Annotated in this window: 19 protein-coding genes and 1 pseudogene; 12 read left to right on the top strand and 8 right to left on the bottom strand. The window is 70.1% G+C overall.

Annotated features, from left to right (window positions below; translation table 11 throughout):
- Nucleotides 1–41: 41 nt before the first annotated feature.
- Nucleotides 42–863, top strand: coding sequence for a hypothetical protein (locus tag Q0D75_RS06560; protein ID WP_291050673.1), 822 nt, complete (start codon nt 42–44; stop codon nt 861–863).
- Here the strand turns inward: Q0D75_RS06560 and Q0D75_RS06555 are convergent.
- From Q0D75_RS06555 to Q0D75_RS06545, 3 genes are read right to left on the bottom strand one after another with little or no spacing between them, the layout of a single operon-like run.
- On the bottom strand, nt 845–2,326 hold the full coding sequence (locus Q0D75_RS06555; RefSeq protein WP_291050671.1) for a cryptochrome/photolyase family protein: 1,482 nt from the start codon (nt 2,324–2,326) through the stop codon (nt 845–847). The genes Q0D75_RS06560 and Q0D75_RS06555 overlap by 19 nt on opposite strands.
- A 9-nt stretch (nt 2,327–2,335) precedes the next feature.
- Nucleotides 2,336–3,040, bottom strand: coding sequence for an ABC transporter ATP-binding protein (locus tag Q0D75_RS06550; RefSeq protein ID WP_291050668.1), 705 nt, complete (start codon nt 3,038–3,040; stop codon nt 2,336–2,338).
- Nucleotides 3,037–4,107 carry an ABC transporter permease gene (locus Q0D75_RS06545; protein WP_291050665.1) on the bottom strand — a complete coding sequence of 357 codons (1,071 nt, stop codon included), beginning with the start codon at nt 4,105–4,107 and terminating at the stop codon, nt 3,037–3,039. Before Q0D75_RS06545 ends, Q0D75_RS06550 begins: the two co-directional genes overlap by 4 nt.
- Nucleotides 4,108–4,283: 176 nt before the next feature.
- Here Q0D75_RS06545 and Q0D75_RS06540 point away from each other — a divergent pair, with 176 nt between their 5' ends.
- Together Q0D75_RS06540 and Q0D75_RS06535 are read left to right on the top strand one after the other, a co-directional pair.
- Complete coding sequence (locus Q0D75_RS06540; RefSeq protein WP_291050662.1) at nt 4,284–5,471, top strand: sensor histidine kinase; 1,188 nt, start codon at nt 4,284–4,286, stop codon at nt 5,469–5,471.
- A complete protein-coding gene (locus tag Q0D75_RS06535; RefSeq protein ID WP_291050659.1) occupies nt 5,468–6,094 on the top strand; it encodes a response regulator transcription factor in 627 nt (208 codons plus the stop codon). Before Q0D75_RS06540 ends, Q0D75_RS06535 begins: the two co-directional genes overlap by 4 nt.
- Nucleotides 6,095–6,107: 13 nt before the next feature.
- On the opposite strand, the gene Q0D75_RS06530 is transcribed toward Q0D75_RS06535, so the two are convergent.
- The 3 genes and pseudogenes from Q0D75_RS06530 to Q0D75_RS06520 all read right to left on the bottom strand — a co-directional run bounded on the left by Q0D75_RS06530 (nt 6,108) and on the right by Q0D75_RS06520 (nt 8,370).
- Nucleotides 6,108–7,220 (bottom strand): MFS transporter, encoded by a 1,113-nt coding sequence (locus tag Q0D75_RS06530; protein WP_291050656.1) that lies wholly within the window; start codon nt 7,218–7,220, stop codon nt 6,108–6,110.
- 115 nt (nt 7,221–7,335) lie between these two features.
- Nucleotides 7,336–7,443 (bottom strand): annotated as a pseudogene (locus tag Q0D75_RS06525) (hypothetical protein); the annotation flags it as partial.
- Between the two features lie 267 nt (nt 7,444–7,710).
- On the bottom strand, nt 7,711–8,370 hold the full coding sequence (locus Q0D75_RS06520) for a hypothetical protein (RefSeq protein ID WP_291050653.1): 660 nt from the start codon (nt 8,368–8,370) through the stop codon (nt 7,711–7,713).
- A 222-nt stretch (nt 8,371–8,592) separates the two neighbouring features.
- Here Q0D75_RS06520 and Q0D75_RS06515 point away from each other — a divergent pair, with 222 nt between their 5' ends.
- A complete protein-coding gene (locus Q0D75_RS06515) occupies nt 8,593–9,261 on the top strand; it encodes a VOC family protein (protein WP_291050651.1) in 669 nt (222 codons plus the stop codon).
- 34 nt (nt 9,262–9,295) lie between these two features.
- On the opposite strand, the gene Q0D75_RS06510 is transcribed toward Q0D75_RS06515, so the two are convergent.
- Nucleotides 9,296–9,439: a hypothetical protein gene (locus tag Q0D75_RS06510; RefSeq protein WP_291050648.1), complete on the bottom strand. Its 144-nt coding sequence runs from the start codon at nt 9,437–9,439 to the stop codon at nt 9,296–9,298.
- Nucleotide 9,440: 1 nt separating this feature from the next.
- Between Q0D75_RS06510 and Q0D75_RS06505 the strand changes: the two genes are divergently transcribed.
- From Q0D75_RS06505 to Q0D75_RS06475, 7 genes are all read left to right on the top strand, one after another.
- Nucleotides 9,441–9,734 (top strand): HAMP domain-containing sensor histidine kinase, encoded by a 294-nt coding sequence (locus tag Q0D75_RS06505; RefSeq protein WP_291050645.1) that lies wholly within the window; start codon nt 9,441–9,443, stop codon nt 9,732–9,734.
- A gap of 27 nt (nt 9,735–9,761) precedes the next feature.
- Nucleotides 9,762–10,637 (top strand): DUF2510 domain-containing protein, encoded by an 876-nt coding sequence (locus Q0D75_RS06500; protein ID WP_291050643.1) that lies wholly within the window; start codon nt 9,762–9,764, stop codon nt 10,635–10,637.
- A gap of 73 nt (nt 10,638–10,710) precedes the next feature.
- Nucleotides 10,711–14,226, top strand: a complete 3,516-nt coding sequence (dnaE, locus tag Q0D75_RS06495; RefSeq protein ID WP_291050640.1) for a DNA polymerase III subunit alpha — start codon at nt 10,711–10,713, stop codon at nt 14,224–14,226.
- Nucleotides 14,227–14,331: 105 nt separating this feature from the next.
- Nucleotides 14,332–15,405, top strand: a complete 1,074-nt coding sequence (locus tag Q0D75_RS06490; RefSeq protein WP_291050638.1) for a WXG100 family type VII secretion target — start codon at nt 14,332–14,334, stop codon at nt 15,403–15,405.
- 109 nt (nt 15,406–15,514) lie between these two features.
- Complete coding sequence (locus Q0D75_RS06485) at nt 15,515–16,246, top strand: hypothetical protein (RefSeq protein ID WP_291050636.1); 732 nt, start codon at nt 15,515–15,517, stop codon at nt 16,244–16,246.
- Nucleotides 16,243–16,569 (top strand): hypothetical protein, encoded by a 327-nt coding sequence (locus Q0D75_RS06480; protein WP_291050634.1) that lies wholly within the window; start codon nt 16,243–16,245, stop codon nt 16,567–16,569. Before Q0D75_RS06485 ends, Q0D75_RS06480 begins: the two co-directional genes overlap by 4 nt.
- A gap of 69 nt (nt 16,570–16,638) precedes the next feature.
- Nucleotides 16,639–17,226 carry a hypothetical protein gene (locus Q0D75_RS06475; RefSeq protein ID WP_291050631.1) on the top strand — a complete coding sequence of 196 codons (588 nt, stop codon included), beginning with the start codon at nt 16,639–16,641 and terminating at the stop codon, nt 17,224–17,226.
- A gap of 7 nt (nt 17,227–17,233) precedes the next feature.
- Here Q0D75_RS06475 and Q0D75_RS06470 read toward each other — a convergent pair whose 3' ends face one another.
- On the bottom strand, nt 17,234–17,599 hold the full coding sequence (locus Q0D75_RS06470; protein WP_291050629.1) for a VOC family protein: 366 nt from the start codon (nt 17,597–17,599) through the stop codon (nt 17,234–17,236).
- 104 nt (nt 17,600–17,703) lie between these two features.
- On the opposite strand from Q0D75_RS06470, the gene Q0D75_RS06465 reads away from it, so the two are divergent.
- Nucleotides 17,704–18,693 carry a WYL domain-containing protein gene (locus tag Q0D75_RS06465; protein ID WP_291050626.1) on the top strand — a complete coding sequence of 330 codons (990 nt, stop codon included), beginning with the start codon at nt 17,704–17,706 and terminating at the stop codon, nt 18,691–18,693.
- Nucleotides 18,694–18,774: the final 81 nt, after the last annotated feature.

Genomic DNA, 18,774 nt, shown 5'->3' with positions numbered 1-18,774 from the left:
TTCTCCGGCGCGAACGCCCTCGCTGAAGCCAGAATGGACGGGTGACGGATGATGCGGGCGAACGGTTCCCGGAGCCGCCCGATCGGGCTCCGGATGTGGCGGACGACTTCTCGGCGCCCGTGCTACGCGACGACGTCTGGGTGCCGGAATACCTGCCGCACTGGACCACGCCGGATCGCTCGCAGGCGCACTACGACCTGGGCGCATCCGGAATCCGGCTGCTGATCGACCACGACCAGCTCGACTGGCGTGACGAGGATGCGCCGCTGCGCGTCTCCAATCTGCAGACCGGTGTGTTCTCGGGCCCGGTGGGAAGCATCACCGGCACACACCGACACCGGCCCGACGGCCTCACCGTGCGCACCGCGACGCCCGAACGGCTGCTCTGGGCCCCCTCGGCGGGCCGGATCGACGTGACCGTCAGCGCGAGCGTCGACGAGGGCTGCATGCTCGCCGCCTGGCTGGTCGGTGTGGAGAACCTTTCGCCACAGCACAGCGGCGAGATCTGCCTCTTCGAGATCGACGCGAGCGCGGTCGGCCACTCCGGGTCGCGCGCCCGCTGCGGGGTGAAAGCCCACGGCGATCCTGCGCTCGTGACCGACATGGCGGAGGTGCTCGTGCCCGTCGATGCCTCCCGGCCGCACACCTGGTCGGTGATCTGGGGTGCCGGCGGGGCCGTGATCGGCTGCGAGGGCCTCGTCGTCAGGCGCGTGCCGCTCGCCCCCGACTACCCCGTGCTGCTCCTGCTCGACCTCTTCGAGATCGGCGAACCCTCGCGGGCGGCCTCGGCGTATCCGAAGAGCGCCGTCATCCATTCCGTGCGGGGCTGGGACGCCGGCGCGCGTCACCAGCGGTCGCGGTGACGCTCCTGGTCGACGACCGCCGCCCGGTCGCTGAGGCCGCGGAGCCCGGCCAGCGGTTGGGCCATGCGGTGATTGTTCCGGATGCGCGGCTCGACGCGATCCAGAAACGCCCAGTACCCGGCGGTGAACGGGCAGGCGTTGTCGCCCAGGCGCACCTTCGGGTCGAACACGCAGCCCGAGCAGTAGTCCGACATCCGGTTGATGTAGGCGCCGCCTGATGCGTAGGGTTTCGTGGCCACGATGCCGCCGTCGGCGTGCTGCGACATGCCGATCACGTTCGCCGGCATCACCCAGGGCGTGCCGTCGACGAACATGTCGACGAACCAGTCGTTCAGGGCGACCGGGTCGTAGCCGTGCTGCAGCGCCCAGTTGCCGAGCACCATCAGGCGCTGGATGTGGTGCGCCCAGCCGTGCCGCCGCATCCCGTCGATGGTCTCGCGCAGGCAGGTCGCCTCGATGGCGTCGGCATCGAGCGTGCGGAAGACCGGCGGCAGCGGTTCGTGCGCGCCGAGCGCGTTGTGGTCGCGAGGGTACGACTCGCCGAGGTGCCAGTAGAGGTGCCACACATAGTCGCGCCAGCCCATGATCTGGCGCACGAAGCCCTCGACCCCGGGCAGCGGGGCGCGGCCGGCGTGGTACTCGGCCACCACGGCGTCGATGGCCTCGAGCGGATCGAGTAGCCCGAGATTCAGCGGGGCGCTCAGCAGCGAGTGGGCCATCGTCCAGTCGCCGCCGAGCATGGCGTCTTCGAAAGGGCCGAAGTCGTTCAGCCGCGATTCGACGAAGTCGGTGAGAGCGCTGACGGCCTCGTCCCGGGTCGCGGCGAAGCGCCGGGGCCCGTCGTCGCCGACGAGGTCGACCACGCCCTCGCGCTGCCAGCGGTCGAGGTCGGCGCGCACCTGGTCGTCGATCTCGTCCTCCTCGGGCCAGAGCGGATCCGGCAACCCGAGTCGGGCGGCGTTCTTGGGCGGAGGCTGCCGGTTGTCGTGGTCGTAGTTCCAGCGTCCGCCCTCGGGCTGGTCGCCCCGCATCAGGATGCCGGTGCGCTCACGGGCCGTGCGGTAGAAGTCCTCCATCAGCAGCCGTGTGCCTGCACGGCCGGCCGCCCAGGCGGCGAAGTCGGCCTCGGAGGTGACGAAACCGCGGCTGGGCAGCACGGCGATGTCGTGCCGGCGCACGAAGCGCCTCGCCGCCCAGGACGTGGGGTCGATCACCTCGAGATCGTCTCGCCCCCGGATGGCGTCGGCGTAGTGCTCGACCTGCCGGAATTCGGCGCGGTCGCCCAGCTCGACGGCCCGGTGGCGCAGCGCGGAGAGGATCAGGTGCGCCTTCGCCCGGTGCATCGGGCGCCGGCCGAACACCGAGCGGGCCTCGACAATCAGCATCGGGCCACCGTCGTCGAACAGCGGGCCGAGCTGCCCGGCGAAGACCCAGCGGGTGCGGACCGGCGAGGGAGGCGGCATCCGTTCAGCCTAGGCACGTTCCAGGTCGTGCCGCCCGGCGGTCGAGACCTTGCCGTCGACCAGGTGCACCAGCCCGTGCATCCTAGGTAGGTGAACGAGGTCATGCGTCACGAGCAGCGTCGACGTGCTCCGCTCCTCGGTGAGCCGCAGGATGAGCTCGATGATCGCGGCGCCCCGCTCCTGATCGAGCGCACTCGTGGGCTCGTCGACCAGCAGCACGGCGGGGTCGTTCATCAGCGCCCGGGCGATGTTCACCCGCTGCCGCTGGCCGCCGGAGAGCTGGTGCGGGCGTTTCGCGGCGTGGTCGGCCAGACCGACCGCGTCGAGGAGTTCGCCGGCCCGAGCGGCCGCGGTGCGGCGTCGGCGCCGAGATCCCGGGGCGCCGAGCTCGTTCATCACCGTCAGCTGCTCGACGGCGGTGAGCGAGGGGAGCAGGTTCGACTGCTGGAAGACGATCCCGATCGTCCGGCGCCGCAGCGCCGTCGCCTCGCGCGGCGTGAGGTCGCCGGCATCCGTGCCGTCGATGATCACCCGGCCGGAATCGGGGCGGATGAGCGTGGCGGCGACCGCGAGCAGGCTCGACTTGCCCGATCCGCTCGGCCCGGTGATGCCGGTGACCGTTCCCGGCCGGGCCGTCAGAGTGACGTGATCGACGGCGGCGATACGGGCGTCCCCGTCGGGGAAGGTGAGGGTGACGTCGTCGAGGCGGATCATCGGGTGCTCCCTAGGGCGGTGAGGGGGTCGGTGGAGGTGACGGAGCGCAGCGCGAAGGCCGCGCCGGCGAGTCCGAGCACGATCATGATCGCGCCGGGCAGCAGGGTGGTGAGCGGGCTGAGCAGAAACGGCAGCGCGGTGCCGGCCAGCGCGCCGAGCAGCGCCACCAGCCCGAGGCCCGTTCCGATGCCGAGCAGCAGCACGATCAGTGCTTGACCGAGCGCATCCCGCACCAGGGAGGGCGTGCTCGCGCCCAGCGCCTTGAGCACCGCGATGTCGGCTTTGCGCTGCATCGTCCAGACGGTGAAGAAGGCGCCGATCACCAGGCCCGAGATGCCGAAGAGCATGGCCACCATCATGAGCAGCGAGCCGATCTCCGAGCGGAATGCGCTGAGCGCCGTCAGGGAGCCCAGGATGCTCGCGGACGAGGTGGTCTGAGCGGCGTCGGCGGCCGCCCAGTCGGGCGCCCCCGTCACGGCGAGCACGGTGGCGAACGCGCCGGGCGTGCCGGTGGTCGCGGCGAGCGCCTGCCAGTCGGCCAGGAGCATCTCCACGACGGGGGTGTGGCTGTACCAGGAGTCGCCGCCGACCGCTTCGACGGTGAAGGCGGTGCCGCCGATCGTCACCGAGTCGCCCGCGGCGACGCCGAGGTCGGCGGCCGCCGGGGCGGATACCTGCACCCGCCCCGGGCCGGAGGGCGCCGCGGAGTCGAAGCCGGGCTGCATGCCGAAGACGGCGACCGCCACCCGGGCGTCGCCCGCTTCGGCGCGGGTCTGGGTGATGCCGATCGGCTCGACCGTCGAAACGCCGTCGGTCGAGGCCCATCCGGCGGCCTGCTGCTCGGTGATCGCCGAGTCGGCGAAGGAGATGCCGCTGCTTCCCGCCGCCGGCGCGGAGAACACCAGCCGGTCGGCCGGAAGCGACAACACGGCGGAGATGTTCTGCGTCGCGAGGCCCCCGGTGAGGCCGCTGAGAAAGCCGACGAGCACGGTGATGAGTGCCACCACCGCGCCGATCAGCACGAACCGGCCGCGGGCGAAGCGCAGGTCGCGGAGGGCGACGAACATGGGAATCCTCTCCTGTCGCCGAGGGGGATGGGTGTGGTGGCGACGTGATCCACTCTCCCGGCTGCGACCGGGCGGGTCATCGGCCGGTCGCACACCGTCCGGCGACCGGGAGGCGGGTCGTGGAGTCGTCCTTTCGGAGGATGGATCGGTGCCGGGGGATGCGTAGGATTCCGGTCATGCCCCACACCGCGCTCACCCCCGTGTTCGTGGGGCTGCGCACCGGGCTGCATCTGCTCTTCGTCGGGCTCGCCGCGCTGGTGATCGCCCGCGCCGTGCTCGTGCCGAGCGATATCGGCGTGGCCGTTGTCGTCCTGGCGGTGGTGCTGCTGGCGACGTACGCGGCCGGGGCCGTCTCCCACCGTGGCGGGCGCGTGGCGAGTGTGCTCTGGCTGGCCCTTCTCAGCCTGGAATGGGTGGCACTCCTGTGGCTGACCCCGGAGGCCGCGTACCTCGTCTTCCCACTCTTCTTCCTGTACCTGCATCTGCTGGGCCGCGGAGGAGGATCCGCCGCCATCCTGGTGTCCACCGTCGTCGCCATCGGCGCGCTGGGGCTGCACGGCGGCTGGAGCGTCGGGGGAGTGATCGGCCCGCTGGTGGGCGCCGGCGTCGCCCTGCTGATCGGTCTCGGCTACCAGGCGCTGGCGCGCGAGGCCCAGCAGCGCGAGGCGCTCATGCAGGAGCTGCTGGACACCCGAGGGCAGCTGGCCGCCACCGAGCGGGAATCGGGGATGCTCGCCGAACGCGCCCGGCTGGCGCGCGAGATCCACGACACTCTCGCACAAGGCCTCTCGAGCATCCAGATGCTGCTGCACGCGGCCGAACGCGCGGATCCCGGCCGGCCGGGCATCGAGCACATCCGGCTCGCCCGGGAGACGGCCGCGGCCAATCTCGCCGACGCCCGCCGCTTCATCCGCGAACTCACGCCGCCTGACCTCGACGATCGCGGTCTCGGCGGGGCGCTGCGCCGCCTGGCCGCCGAGCAGTGGGTTCCGCAGGGGCTGGCCGTCGAGGTGCGGGTTCCGGATGCGGTCGACCTGCCGATGCCGGTGCAGACCGCTCTGCTCCGGATCGCGCAGGGCGCCGTGGCGAACGTGCTGCAGCACGCCCACGCCACGCGGGCCACGATCCGGCTCGACCTGCGGCGGGAGACGGATGGCGAGCACCTGCGGTTCACGGTCGCCGACGACGGCGCGGGATTCGACCCGGCTGCGGCCTCCGCGGCGTCGCGCGGCCGCTCCGACTCCTTCGGGCTGCAGGCGACCCGCGAGCGCGTCGATCAGCTCGGCGGTGTGCTGACGGTCGAGTCGGCGCCGCGCGCGGGCACGGTGCTGACGGTGGAGCTCGCGCTGGAGCCGCTGGCATGATCCGCCTCGTGATCGCCGACGACCATCCCATCGTGCGGGCCGGGCTGCTCGCCCTGTTCTCGCTCGAGCCCGGCATCGAGGTCGTGGCCGAGGCCGGTACGCCGGACGAGGCGGTGGCGGCCGCCGAGCGGGAGAATCCCGACGTGGTGCTCATCGACCTGCAGTTCGGCGCCCAGGCAGCGTCGACCGGTGCCGAGGCCACCCGGCGCATCCGGGCCCTGGATGCGGCCCCGTACGTGCTGGTGCTCACCAACTACGACTCGGATGCCGACATCCTCGGCGCCATCGAGGCGGGAGCGAGCGGGTATCTGCTGAAGGACGCGCCGCCGCACGAGCTCACCGCCGCCGTGCGCGCCGCCGCCGCCGGGGAGAGCGCGCTGGCGCCGGTCATCGCCTCACGGCTGCTCGACCGGATGCGAGCCCCGCAGGCGAGTCTCAGCTCGCGCGAGATCGAGGTGCTCGACCTCGTGGCGGCGGGGCGATCGAACACCGAGGTGGCGGCCGACCTCTTCGTGAGCGAGACGACGGTGAAGTCCCACCTGGCGCACATCTTCACCAAGCTCGGGGTGGCCTCGCGCACCGCGGCGGTGTCGGTGGCGAGGCAGCGCGGCATCCTGCGCTGACCGGCCACCGGCGTCACCGCGAACGGATGATGCCGAATGCGACCAGCGCCGCCGACAGTGCCGTGAGGGCGAGACCGGCGACCGTCACCGCCGTGTCGAACTGCCCGGTCTGGGTGGGATCCCACGGCGCGGCACCGAGGTTGCCGGCGAACAGGGCGGCGAGGATGGTGCCGGCGGCGGCGATGCCGATCGCTGTGGCGAGCTCGCTCGAGGTGTCGACCAGTGCCGCACCGATCGAGGTTCGGGCGGGCGGCAGTCCGTTCAGCACATTCGTGCCGGCGACGACGCCCACCACGCGCATCCCGGCCGCCACGAGCACGAGCGCCACCACCACGGCGCCGTAGCCGAAACGGCCGAAGAGCGCGAACACCGCGAGGCCGAGCACCACCGCCGCGGCGCTCATCCAGGCCGCCCGCCCGAGGCCCACCCGGCGAACGAGCGGGGCCACGAAGCGGCCGCTCGCCAGCAGCACGGCGACCTGCGGAAGCATCCCGGCGGCGGCGAGCGCCGGCGGCCAGCCCCAGGCGAACTGCAGCTGGAGCGTCACCAGGAAGCTCAGACCGGAGACGGCCAGTCCCGCGGCCGCTTTGAACGCGAGACCGCTGGAGACCAGTGGCACGGCCAGCAGCGGGAGCGGCAGCAGCGGGAACCTCGCCGACCGCTCGCGCAGCACGAACCCGGTCAGCGCGCCGACCGCGGCCAGTACCGCCAGCCAGGGCCAGACCGATCCCGCGCCGGCGTTCACGAACAGGGTCGGGATCATCAGCGCCAGCACGATCGACGCGGTGCCGAGAAGCGCCCCCACGAAGTCGACCGGCTCGCGGTGGAGCGTGCTCGCGTCATCGGCGGCGATCCCGAGGCGGATGCCGAGCAGGGCCAGCCCGGCGATCGGCGCGTTCGCGATCAGTAGCACCTGCCACGGCGCCACCGCGAGCACCAGACCGCCCAGGGTCGGGCCGATCGCCAGCCCCACGAGTCCGGCGGTCGAGATGAGGGTGATCGCGCGCACCCGCAGGTCTTCGGTGCCGAACAGGCGGAAGGCGAGTGCCATCGAACCCGGCGTGGTCATGGCGGCGGCGACGCCCATCACGGCGCGCACCGCGATCAACTGCTCCGTGCTCGTCACGAAGACCGTGGCGAGGCTCGCAGCAGCCAGCAGCCAGCAGCACCAGGCCGATCAGCATGATCCGCCGCCGGCCGACGCGGTCGGCCACCGCACCGAACAGCAGCATCAGGCCACCGAACGTCACCGAATACGCTCCGGTCACCCACTGCAGCCCGGAGGTGGAGGCTTCGAGGTCGCGGCCGATCGTCGGCAGCGCCACGTTCAGGATCGAGTTGTCGAGCATCTCGAACAGGAAGACGGCCGAGAGCCCGGCCAGGGCGAGCCACGCCTGCCCCAGCGACTGGGGCGGTGATGCCGCTGCGGTGCTCCGGGTGAGGGATCGCGATCGGTCGGCGGTCATAGCACACACTCCTTCGAAGAGAAGAAGTGGCGGACCGCTCGGTACCGCGTGTACTCGCACCGCCGATCCGATCGGTTACCGACCGATCAGCAGAACGCTTTTACCTCAGATGCTCCGAGAATACACCCGGGACGACCAACGGAGACCGGGTCAGTCCTGCACGAAGAGCAGGGGCTTGCCGTCGTAGTAGTCGTAGGGGTTCACATCGGAGTAGCCGCCGTCGTAGTAGACGCCGGCCGGCTTCGCACCACCGGCCGGGGCCGCCGCGATGAAGCACTGCGTGATCGGCTCGCCGCTGTCGAACTCCGGGGTGAACGACTCGGTGCTGCACTCGTCCCAGCCGATCACGGTGACGTCTTGCACCCGCTGGCCCTCGGCATCCGCGGGCTTGAAGGAGGTGTAGTCGGCGTTGAACTCGACCGGGTCGCCCGAGACCTTGCTCATCTCCACGTGGATGAACGAGATCTCGAAGCCCTTGAGCTCGTCTTTGTCGAACTGCTGGTTCAAGAAGTCGACCTGTTCGGGCGTCGCGGGAGTGACGTCGACCAGCTTGGCGGCGATCAGCGCCTTCTGGTCGTCGGTGCCGGTGAACTCATACACGAGCTCCTCGCCCACGCCGGCCTTGGTGCCGGGCTCGGCGACGTCACCCGAGGCGGCCGAACCGCCGGCGGCGCTCGTGGGTGAGGCGCTGCTCGTGGGCTCGGCGGCGCCGGTCTCGGTGACGGAGTCGGATGCGGGCGCCGGTGCGGGCGCGGGGCTGGCGAAGCAGCCCGTCAGCGTGAACGCGGCGGCGATCGGGATGATGGTCAACGGAAGAATGCGGCGGAGTTTCACGGTGTGCCTTTCGAAGTACGTCGTGGGAACGATCCTCATGCTCCCCGACATCTGTAGAGCGCGCGATGGGGAGAGGTCCCCATCGCGCGCTCTACGAACTGCTGCCTCGTAGCGCGTTCGGTCGCAAAAAAGCGTCTCCTTGTCGGATCATGGACGCATTTCTGCGACCGAACGGGACCGAGGGCGTAGAACTGAGGGATGAGTGATGCGATCTCCCCCAAGGCGTTCCGCGAGGCGGGCGGCACGGAAGACTGGCGCGTGGTGGGCGACGGCGCCCGCGCGTACTTCGTGACGGAGTCGTTCGCGGCCGGTGCCGCGTTCGTGACGGCGATCCAGGAGCGGGCGGATGCCGTGGGGCACCATCCCGAGGTCGATTTGCGGTACGCGGGTGTGGGCATCCGGTTGCTCAGTCACGACATCGGCGACCTCAGCGAGCGGGACGTCGCGCTGGCACGGGAGATCTCCGAGGCGGCGCGGGAGCTCGGCATCCGGGCGAACCCGTCCGCGGTGCAGAGTCTGCAGATCGCCATCGACGCCGTCGACCGCCCCGCCGTGCTGCGTTTCTGGCAGGCCGTGCTGGCCTACGAGCCCTGGGGAGACGGCGAGGAGGACATCAGCGACCCGCACCGCCTCGGGCCCAACATCTGGATCCAGCAGATCGATGCCCACCGCCCCGAGCGCAATACGATCCACGTCGACCTCTACGTGCCCCGCGACCAGGTCGAGAGCCGCCTGGCCGCCGCCCTCGCCGCAGGGGGACGGATCGCGAGCGATGCCGGCGCCCCCGACTGGTGGACCCTCGCCGATCCCGAGGGCAACGAGGTCGACCTGGCCCCCTGGCGCGACGACAGCGACTGGGTGGGCTGAGGGAGGTCGCCCGCTCGCGTCCCCTCGCGCATCCTCAGGTCAGGGCGGCCGCCACCATTCGGGCCAGCAGGTCTTCGTAGGCCAGTCCGGCCGCCGCGAACATCCGGGGCACCTGCGAGGCGGCCGTCAGGCCGGGCGGGCACGGTGAAGCGCGCCGATCCGTCGCGATCGTGCACAACGTGGCCGGGGGAGAGGTGCACCTGGTGACCGCGCGGCACGACGACGGCGCGGTGCTGCGGGTGGAGAACACGGGCGCACTCGTCCCGTCCGTTCTGGCGGCCACGCTCACCGAGCCGTTCCAGGGGGGCGCCGGGCGTATCCGCAGCCACGAAACCGGCGCGGGGGTGGGCCTGGGTCTCGCGATCGCCGCCAGCATCGTGCGTGCCCACGACGGCACGTTCTCCCTCACCCCGCGACCCGAGGGTGGTCTGGTCGTGGTGGTCGCGCTGCCGCGCTCGGGGACGGGAGCATAATGGAGGCTGTCACGAGGGGGGGCATCGGTGAACGCTGAGCCGGGGTGGTACGACGCGGGCACGCCGGGCAGGCTGCGCTGGTGGGACGGCGTGCAATGGACCGCGCACGAAGCGCCGGTTCCCGCACCGCCCGCGGTGACTGCACCCGTGTCGGCCGCGCCTGCCGTGGCCGCGCCGGCATCCGTCCCGGCCGCCTGGCCTCTTCCCGGACCGGGGTGGTATCCCACTCCCGCCGGTCCGCTGCGCTGGTGGGAGGGCCGCAAGTGGACGGGCTTCCGCATCAAGCAGGGCCGGCCGGGCACCGACTGGGCCTCCGCCGAGCAGCCCGTGCTCGCCTGGGTGTTCGGAGGCCTCTTCGCCGCACTGGCTGCGCTGCAGTTCACGCTCGGGGCGCTCACCGGTTCCGTCTCCATCGCCGGGATCGGCATGCTGGTGCTCGCCGCATTGTGGTTCGGGATCGCGGTGCAGTCCCAGGCCGTGCAGCGCATCCCGGTGCCGGCGGGGGCGGCGGTCGCTCCCGAGGTGATCCGTCCCCTGCCCCGCGAGCAGGAGGGCGCCGGCGCGGGGTGGTACCCCGTGGCGCGGAAGACGACGCGCTGGTGGACCGGCGCCCGCTGGTCGCAGTACGTGGGCACGGCCCTCGGCATCCGTCCCACTTTCCACGGCGCCCGCGCGCTACGCATCCTGCTCGCGATGGCGTGGACGGTCCTCGGGTTCGGCGTTCTGGGCGCCCTCGTCGGCATCGTCTTCGTCGCCGCAGACGGCGACGGCACCGTTCTCTTCATCGGGGTGATGTTCATCATCGGCGGTGCTCTCGTGGCCGTGCTCGGGCTCGTCCTGCTCCTGCTGACGCGCTTCCAGCGCCGCATCCTTCTCCTCCCGGCCGACCCGCCGCGGACCTGAGTCGCGACACGCCGACGGGGGCGCGCGGCGGGCGTTTAGACTTGGATCCCACGACGACACAGCCGGAGAATCAGTGCCCTCGAACGACTCCTTCGTGCACCTGCACGTGCACAGCGAATACTCGATGCTGGACGGCGCCGCGAGAGTCAAACCGCTGATCGAAGCGGCCAAAGAGCAAGGGATGCCGGCCGTCGCGGTCACCGACCACGGCAACGTCTTCGGTGCCTTCGACTTCTGGAAGACCGCCACCGAAGCCGGCATCAAGCCGATCATCGGCACCGAGGCCTACCTCACGCCGGGCACCCACCGCACCGACAAGACGCGCATCCGCTGGGGCAACGGCGGCGGCGACGACGTGTCGGGTGCCGGCGCGTACACGCACATGACGCTGCTCAGCGAGACCACCGAGGGCATGCACAACCTGTTCCGCCTGAGCAGCAAGGCGAGCATCGAGGGCTACTACTTCAAGCCCCGGATGGACCGCGAGCTGCTGAGCCAGTACGGCAAGGGCCTGATCGCGACGACCGGATGCCCGTCGGGCGAGATCCAGACCAGGCTCCGGCTCGGGCAGTACGACGAGGCTGTCAAGGCGGCCTCCGATTTCCGCGACATCTTCGGCAAGGAGAACTTCTTCTGCGAGATCATGGATCACGGTCTCGAGATCGAGCGCCGCATCATGGGCGACCTGATCAAGCTCTCCAAGCAGCTCGACCTGAAGCTCGTCGCCACCAACGACCTGCACTACACGCACGCCCACGACGCCACCAGCCACGCTGCGCTGCTCTGCGTGCAGTCGGGCTCCACGCTCAGCGACCCGAACCGCTTCAAGTTCGACGCCGACGAGTTCTACCTCAAGAGCGCGCAAGAGATGCGGCAGCTGTTCCGCGACTACCCGGATGCCTGCGACAACACCCTGCTGATCGCCGAGCGCTGCGAGGTGGCCTTCGACACGAATGCCAACTACATGCCGCGCTATCCGGTGCCGGAGGGTGAGACCGAGGCCACCTGGTTCGAGAAGGAGGTCGAGGCGGGGCTCAACGAGCGCTACCCCGGCGGCATCACCCAGGAGGTGCGCGAGCGCGCCGACTACGAGGTGGGCGTCATCAAGAGCATGGGGTTCCCGGGCTACTTCCTCGTCGTGGCCGACTTCATCAACTGGTCCAAGCGAAACGGCATCCGGGTGGGCCCCGGCCGTGGCTCGGGCGCCGGATCGATGGCGGCCTACGCCATGAAGATCACCGACCTCGACCCGCTCGTGCACGGCCTCATCTTCGAGCGGTTCCTCAACCCCGACCGCGTCAGCATGCCCGACTTCGACGTCGACTTCGACGACCGTCGCCGCGGCGAGGTCATCAAGTACGTCACCGAGAAGTACGGCGACGAGCGGGTGGCGCAGATCGTCACCTACGGCACCATCAAAGCCAAGCAGGCGCTGAAGGACTCCGGGCGCGTGCTCGGCTTCCCGTTCAGCATGGGCGACAAGCTCACCAAGGCGATGCCGCCGCCCATCATGGGCAAGGACATCCCGCTCAGCGGCATCTTCGACAAGGCGCACCCGCGCTACAAAGAGGCCGTCGACATCCGCACCGTCATCGAGATGGACCCCGAGGCCCGCACCGTCTTCGACACCGCCCTCGGCATCGAGAACCTCAAGCGCCAGTGGGGTGTGCACGCCGCCGGCGTGATCATGTCCAGCGACCCCCTGATCGACATCATCCCGATCATGAAGCGGGAGCAGGACGGACAGATCGTCACGCAGTTCGACTACCCGGCGGCCGAATCGCTGGGCCTGATCAAGATGGACTTCCTGGGGCTGCGCAACCTCACGATCATCGACGACGCGCTCGACAACATCAAGGCCAACCGCGGCGAAGAGCTCGTGCTCGAAGACCTCGATCTCGACGACGTGCCCTCCTACGAACTGCTCGCCCGGGGCGACACGCTCGGCGTGTTCCAGCTCGACGGGGGGCCCATGCGCGGGCTGCTGCGGCTGATGAAACCCGACAACTTCGAAGACATCTCGGCGGTGCTCGCGCTCTACCGGCCGGGCCCGATGGGCGCGGATTCGCACACCAACTACGCTCTACGCAAGAACGGCATCCAGCCGATCACCCCGATCCACCCCGAGCTCGCCGAACCACTGCTCGAGGTGCTCGGCGGCACCTACGGCCTGATCGTGTACCAAGAGCAGGTCATGTCGATCGCGCAGAAGCTCGCCGGCTTCACGCTGGCCCAGGCCGATCTGCTCCGCCGTGCGATGGGCAAGAAGAAGAAGAGCGAGCTCGACAAGCAGTACGAGGGCTTCTCGAAGGGCATGCACGACAACGGCTACTCCGAGGCCGCGGTCAAGACGCTCTGGGACATCCTGCTGCCCTTCTCCGACTACGCCTTCAACAAGGCGCACTCGGCGGCCTACGGCGTCATCTCCTACTGGACCGCCTACCTCAAGGCGCACTACCCGGCCGAGTACATGGCGGCCCTGCTCACGAGCGTCGGCGACTCCAAAGACAAGATGGCGCTCTACCTCAGCGAGTGCCGCCGCATGGGCATCAAGGTGCTGCCGCCGGATGTGAATGAGTCGATCGGCTTCTTCACCGCCGTCGGCACCGACATCCGCTTCGGCATGGGCGCGGTGCGGAACGTCGGCATGAACGTGGTCGAGCTGATCAAGGGTGCCCGTGAGGAGAAGGGCCGGTTCACCTCCTTCGGCGACTTCCTGAAGAAGATCCCGCTCGGCGCCACGAACAAGCGCACCGTCGAGTCGCTGATCAAGGCCGGTGCCTTCGACTCGCTCGGGAGCACACGGCGCGCCCTCATCGAGGTGCACGAGGCGATGATCGACAACGCGGTGTCGCAGAAGCGCAACGAGGCCAACGGCCAGGTCGGCTTCGACTTCGACGCGCTCTGGGACGCGCCCGAAGAGGTGCACGACATCCCGGTGCGGCCCGAATGGGCCAAGCGCGACAAGCTGGCGTTCGAGCGCGACATGCTCGGCCTCTACGTGTCGGATCACCCGCTGGCCGGTCTCGAGATCCCGCTGGCCAAGGTGGCGTCGACGAGCATCCTGGATCTGCTGGAGAGCGAGCACACGCAAGACGGCGACCAGGTCACCGTGGCCGGGCTCATCACGAGCGTGCAGCACCGCGTCGCCAAGAACTCGGGCAACCAGTACGGCATGATCACGGTCGAGGACTTCAACGGCGAGATCACCGCCATGTTCATGGGCAAGACCTACCAGGAGTTCGGGCCCGCCCTCACCAACGATGCGATCGTGGTGGTGCGCGGCCGGGTGTCTCTCCGCGACGACGGGATGAACCTGCACGCGTTCAGCCTGTTCACCCCCGACCTGGGGCAGGCGGCCGGCGAATCCGGGCCCCTGCAGATCTCGCTGGCCGAGTTCAAGGCGACGACCGACACGGTTCAGGCGCTGAACGACGTGCTGATCCGGCACTCCGGCGACACCGAGGTGCGGCTGAAGCTGGTGAAGAGCGACAACGTGCGCATCTTCGAGGTGCCGTTCGGGGTGAACGTGACGGCCGACCTGTTCGGGGAGCTCAAGTCGCTGCTCGGGCCGAACTGCCTGGCCTAGCCACCGGGGCCATGGGGAGTTCTCCCCACAGACATTCCGTTCGGAGCATGCGAGGCTTCGGATAGGCTCGATGGACGAACCATTCGAGGGGAAGGGTTTGCGCGCATGGCTGCTGGCTACTGGGGTGCGGATGTCGCAGAACTGCGGGCACTCGCGAAGGACTTCGATCAGAAGGCCGCTCAGCTCACCACGATCGCCGGAATGCTGAACGGCTCGATCAATGCGACCACGGCCTGGAAGGGCCCGGATGCCGTCAGCTTCCGCTCCGAGTGGAACGGCACCTACCGTCAGTCGCTCACGAAGGCGACCGACATCCTCCGCTCCGCGTCGACCGCGCTGGTGAAGAACGCCGACGAGCAGGAGACCGCGAGCACCGACGGCGGCACCTTCGGGGGCGGCAGCGGGCCCGGCGGGAACGGCCCGGGTGGCAACGGCAACGGCGGCGACGGATCGGGTGGCGACGGATCCGGCGGCGATGGCGGCACGCCCACCGTGCCGGGCCTCACCGACGACGAGAACAACCTGCTCCAAGACCTCCTCGAGGGCGGGTACGACCTCGCCACGAACCTCTACGACAGCGCCGCGGTGGTCGACCTGCTCAACCGCCTCCAGCAGCTGCGTCTGCTCGGCTCGTTCAGTTCGCTGGATGCCGCTCTGGACTTCCGTGCCTTCGCCAACGGCTTCAACTCGTTCAACGACTTCCTCGGCGGCCAGAACTGGGGGTCTCTCAGCCAGGGCCTGAGCAACCTGCTAGGCGACAGCGCGATGGCCTCACGGGTCGGGTCGGCCGCCGAGTTCCTCGGCGCCGCCGGCAAGTGGGTCGGCCCGGCCGGCGCGGTTCTCGGTGTGGTGACCGTGGGCGTCGACATCGCCGAGGGCAACTACGTGCGCGCCGGCTACGACGCCGTCTCGACGGGGCTCGGCATCGCGGCCATGGTCACGCCTCCGCCCGCGAACCTCGCACTCGGCATCGCGGCGGGCGGGATGGCGCTCGGCGGCCTGCTCTACGACAACGTGCCCGCCTTCGCCAACGCCGTCGACGCCACAGGGGAGGCCATCGGCGACGCCGCAGAGGCCACGGGCGAGTTCCTCGGCGACGCCGGAGAGGCGATCGCCGACGGCGCCTCCGATTTCGCCGACGGGGTCGCCGACGTCGCCGAAGACCTCTGGCCGTTCTGATGGGCACCCGCATCCGAAGCACTGCCCGCATCTGCATCACCGAGCGCATTTGCACCACCGCCCGCATCCGTGACCGTGCTCTGACCGACCGACCCACCAGGGAGCAGAAATGACCGACATCAGCGGCTGGAACACCGTCCCTTCGGCGCCGACGGCTCCGCCCGCCGCCTCCGCACCCGCGGACGGCTCGGGACGAGAGCGTTCCACGACGCCTCCTCCCAGCGACACGCCCACCTTCGGCGCGGGTGAGGTCGCCTACGCCCTCTCGCTCACCGACGGGGTGGCGCGGATGCAGGCCGAGAAGTTCCTGCAGGTGGCGCCCGATTTCGTCACCGATCAGATCGCCGCCCTGGGCGCCTCGAGCCTGGTCGCGCGAGGCGAACTGCTGATCGAGGGCGACGTGCTCCAGCCGCGCGGCGCCCTCCGCCTGTTCATCGGGGTGCTTCAGAATGCGGTGCGCTGGACCGAGATCGGGCTCGTGAACGACGACGGCGTCGAGGCGGCCCTCTACCTGCAGTCGTCCGAGCTGTCGATCTTCCTGCAGCCGGCGGCGATGAGCACCTGGGTGATGGTGGTGAAGGCTCCCGAGGTCGCCGACGCCGCGATGCTGGAGCAGATCGTCACGAGCAACGTCCCCCGTCACCCGAGCGGCACCGCCTACTTCGGCACCGAGGTCGCCGGTTCGGAGAAGACGCACTTCTTCGTGCGGCCGTCCGCGTCGGGCGACGGGCGCTGGGACCTCGCCGACGTCGAGGCGCCGGGCGATGGCCTGGCCGAGGGAGTCGACACCGCCGCCCTGCGAGACCGACTCCGCACGCTCGTCGAGCTGCCGGCGGCATGAGCATCCCTCCGCAGCCCCAGCCCGCGCCGCGCCGCGAGCTCGTCGAGCCGTTCCCGTGGATGAGCAGCAATCGCATGGAGGGCCGCTACAAGTTCACGCTGAAGTCGCCCACCAGCGAAGCCGTGTTCGGCGCCTTCCTCCTGATCGCCGGGATCGTCTTCGCGGTCATCCTGTTCGGTCGCGGCGAGGGCGGAGCGGTCGTGCTCGGCGTCTTCCTGCTGATCGTCTTCGCCGGCCTCGGCGTGTTCCTGCTCATCATGGCCGCAGCCCGCGGGCGCTGGGTTCGCGCGTATCAGGCAGCCCACGGCCGCAAGCCCTACTGATCGCACCTCGCAGCGCGGGCTCCCGGTGTGGCAGGATGACACCATCATCGTGGATCGAAGGGGAAAGCCATGCCGCAAGGGGAATACACCGTCGAGACGTCGCCATCCGGTCTCAGCCGTCGAACGGTTCTCGCCGGCGCAGCGTGGACCGTGCCGGTGGTCGCTCTGGCTGCCGCCGCACCCGGGGCAGCTGCCAGCGGAGGCGGAGGCCTCACGGTCGCCTTCGATGCCACCCTGATCCAGCTCGACTACCAGCAGACGTTCCTGGCTCTCGTGGTCATCCACAACACCTCCGGCGCCGACATCGAGAACGAGCAGGCCGAGTTCGTGTTCACCGGGATCGACACCGACACCCCGTACGACTTCGTCACGGCCTATCCCACCGAGATCGACTCCTCGCTGGAGGGCTGGAACGACGCCCTCCAACCGCAGAACGACCTGTTCCGTTCGGCCGGCTCCGCCAACGGCTCGTTCACCGTGGTCTCCAACGGCGGCATCAGCATCCCCGCCGGTGGCACGCTCGTGTTCGGGCTGTACTTCTCCCGCCCGGTCGAGTCGTCCGAGTTCCTCTTCTGGACGGTGGCGGGGATCTTCCACATCGGCGCGTTCGACGGCGTTGTGGGGGAGACCCAGGTGGAGCTCCCTCCGCCCGTCTAACAGCCGTTCAATCCTGCGGCGAGACGCGGATGAGGTTGCCGTCGGGGTCGGCGATCACGAAGGTGCGGCCGAACACGTCATCGTGCGGCTCCTCCCGCACGGTCACGCCCTTGGCGCTCCAGCGCTCGAACACCCCGTCGACCCCGCCCTCGTCATCCGCCACCATCAGTCCCACTTCCGAGGTGCGCGGCGTGCCGGGGTGGGCGTGCTCGCTGTGCCCGGTCCAGATCGCGAACAGCACGCCAGGGGCCACCGGGAACGCGATGTAGCGCGGGCTCGTGAAGACGGGCTCGATCTCGAACAGATCGCTGTAGAAGGCCGCCGACGCTGCGGCGTCGCTGACGTACAGGAGGAAGAGGTTGGGGGCGGGCATCGGTCGCCTTTCCGGTCGGGAGCGACGGATGCCGCTGACTCATGCCTCCAGTCAACGCCGATAACACGACAGAACCTGTCATGTTTCAGGAGCAGGATGGGGAGGTGAAATCGGCCCGACTGCTGTCTCTGCTGCTCCTGCTGCAGACCCGTCAGTGCTGGACGACGCCCGAGCTCGCCGAGCGGCTCGAGGTCTCGCGCCGCACGGTCCTGCGCGATGTCGAGGCGCTCTCGACGGCCGGCGTCCCGGTCTACGCCGAACGGGGCCGGCACGGGGGCATCCTGTTGCTGCCCGGTGCGCGGCTGAACGCCTCGCAGCTGGAGCCCGCCGAGCTGGAGGCCCTGTCGCTGGCGGGCCTCGACGGTGCCCAGCAGGAGCAGCTCGGGCTCGCGACCGCCCACGCGATGGCCGAGCGCAAGATCGCGGCCCGGCGGGCGGCGGTGTCCGGGTCGGAGTCGTCGGCCAGACCGTGGTCCGCCGCGCCCGGTCTCGCCGATCTCGTGCTGGTCGACAACGCAGGCTGGCTCGCCGCCGAGTCGAGCACCACCGATGTCGCCGCTCTCGCCCTGGAGCTGCGCGCCCGAACCCGGCTGAGCATCCGGTACAGGTCGAGCGGTGCCGCGCGCGCGAGCCGCCGAACGGTCGACCCATATGGCCTCGTCTCGAAGGCGGGCCGCTGGTACCTCGTCGCCGATTCCCGCGGCGAGGCCCGGCTCTTCGCGCTCGATCGCCTCGTCGCCTTCAAGGCCCTGCCGGAGCCCGTCCAGACCCGCTCCGGCGAGACGCTCCGCTCGGTCTGGGTCGCGCTCCGCGACGGCACCGAGACGCCGGGGGAGTTCGTCGTGACCGCGTGGGTGCGCGAGGACCGCGTCGATCTGGCCCGCCGCATCCTGGGTGTCCGGCTGGAGGTCACGGAGACGGATAAGGAGTCCCGGCCCGGCTGGCGGATCGTGACCATCCGCTATCCCGAGCTCGAGGCGGTGCGCCAGCTGCTGCAGTTCGGCGACCACCTCGAGGTGGTGGCGCCGCCGGAGGCCCGCGCGCGCGTCGCCGAGCTCGCGGCCGATCTCCTGCACCGGCACAGCGCATCCTGAACAGCACCTGCGTGTCACAAATGCTTAGGTCGCTGAATAGCTAGACAATCTATAGTTATCTCGGGAACGTGACCGAGAGGC

Source organism: Herbiconiux sp., from assembly GCF_023264855.1.
Lineage (GTDB): Bacteria > Actinomycetota > Actinomycetes > Actinomycetales > Microbacteriaceae > Herbiconiux.
The sequence above is the reverse complement of the archived record's forward strand: the minus strand, read 5'-3'. Positions and strand labels throughout refer to the sequence as shown.

Coding starts and splice junctions, on each gene's coding strand:
- Q0D75_RS06555 (WP_291050671.1), bottom strand. CDS start 2,326: ATGCCGCCTCCCTCGCCGGTCCGCACCCGCTGGGTCTTCGCCGGGCAG.
- Q0D75_RS06550 (WP_291050668.1), bottom strand. CDS start 3,040: ATGATCCGCCTCGACGACGTCACCCTCACCTTCCCCGACGGGGACGCC.
- Q0D75_RS06545 (WP_291050665.1), bottom strand. CDS start 4,107: ATGTTCGTCGCCCTCCGCGACCTGCGCTTCGCCCGCGGCCGGTTCGTG.
- Q0D75_RS06540 (WP_291050662.1), top strand. CDS start 4,284: ATGCCCCACACCGCGCTCACCCCCGTGTTCGTGGGGCTGCGCACCGGG.
- Q0D75_RS06535 (WP_291050659.1), top strand. CDS start 5,468: ATGATCCGCCTCGTGATCGCCGACGACCATCCCATCGTGCGGGCCGGG.
- Q0D75_RS06515 (WP_291050651.1), top strand. CDS start 8,593: ATGAGTGATGCGATCTCCCCCAAGGCGTTCCGCGAGGCGGGCGGCACG.
- Q0D75_RS06490 (WP_291050638.1), top strand. CDS start 14,332: ATGGCTGCTGGCTACTGGGGTGCGGATGTCGCAGAACTGCGGGCACTC.
- Q0D75_RS06485 (WP_291050636.1), top strand. CDS start 15,515: ATGACCGACATCAGCGGCTGGAACACCGTCCCTTCGGCGCCGACGGCT.
- Q0D75_RS06480 (WP_291050634.1), top strand. CDS start 16,243: ATGAGCATCCCTCCGCAGCCCCAGCCCGCGCCGCGCCGCGAGCTCGTC.
- Q0D75_RS06475 (WP_291050631.1), top strand. CDS start 16,639: ATGCCGCAAGGGGAATACACCGTCGAGACGTCGCCATCCGGTCTCAGC.
- Q0D75_RS06470 (WP_291050629.1), bottom strand. CDS start 17,599: ATGCCCGCCCCCAACCTCTTCCTCCTGTACGTCAGCGACGCCGCAGCG.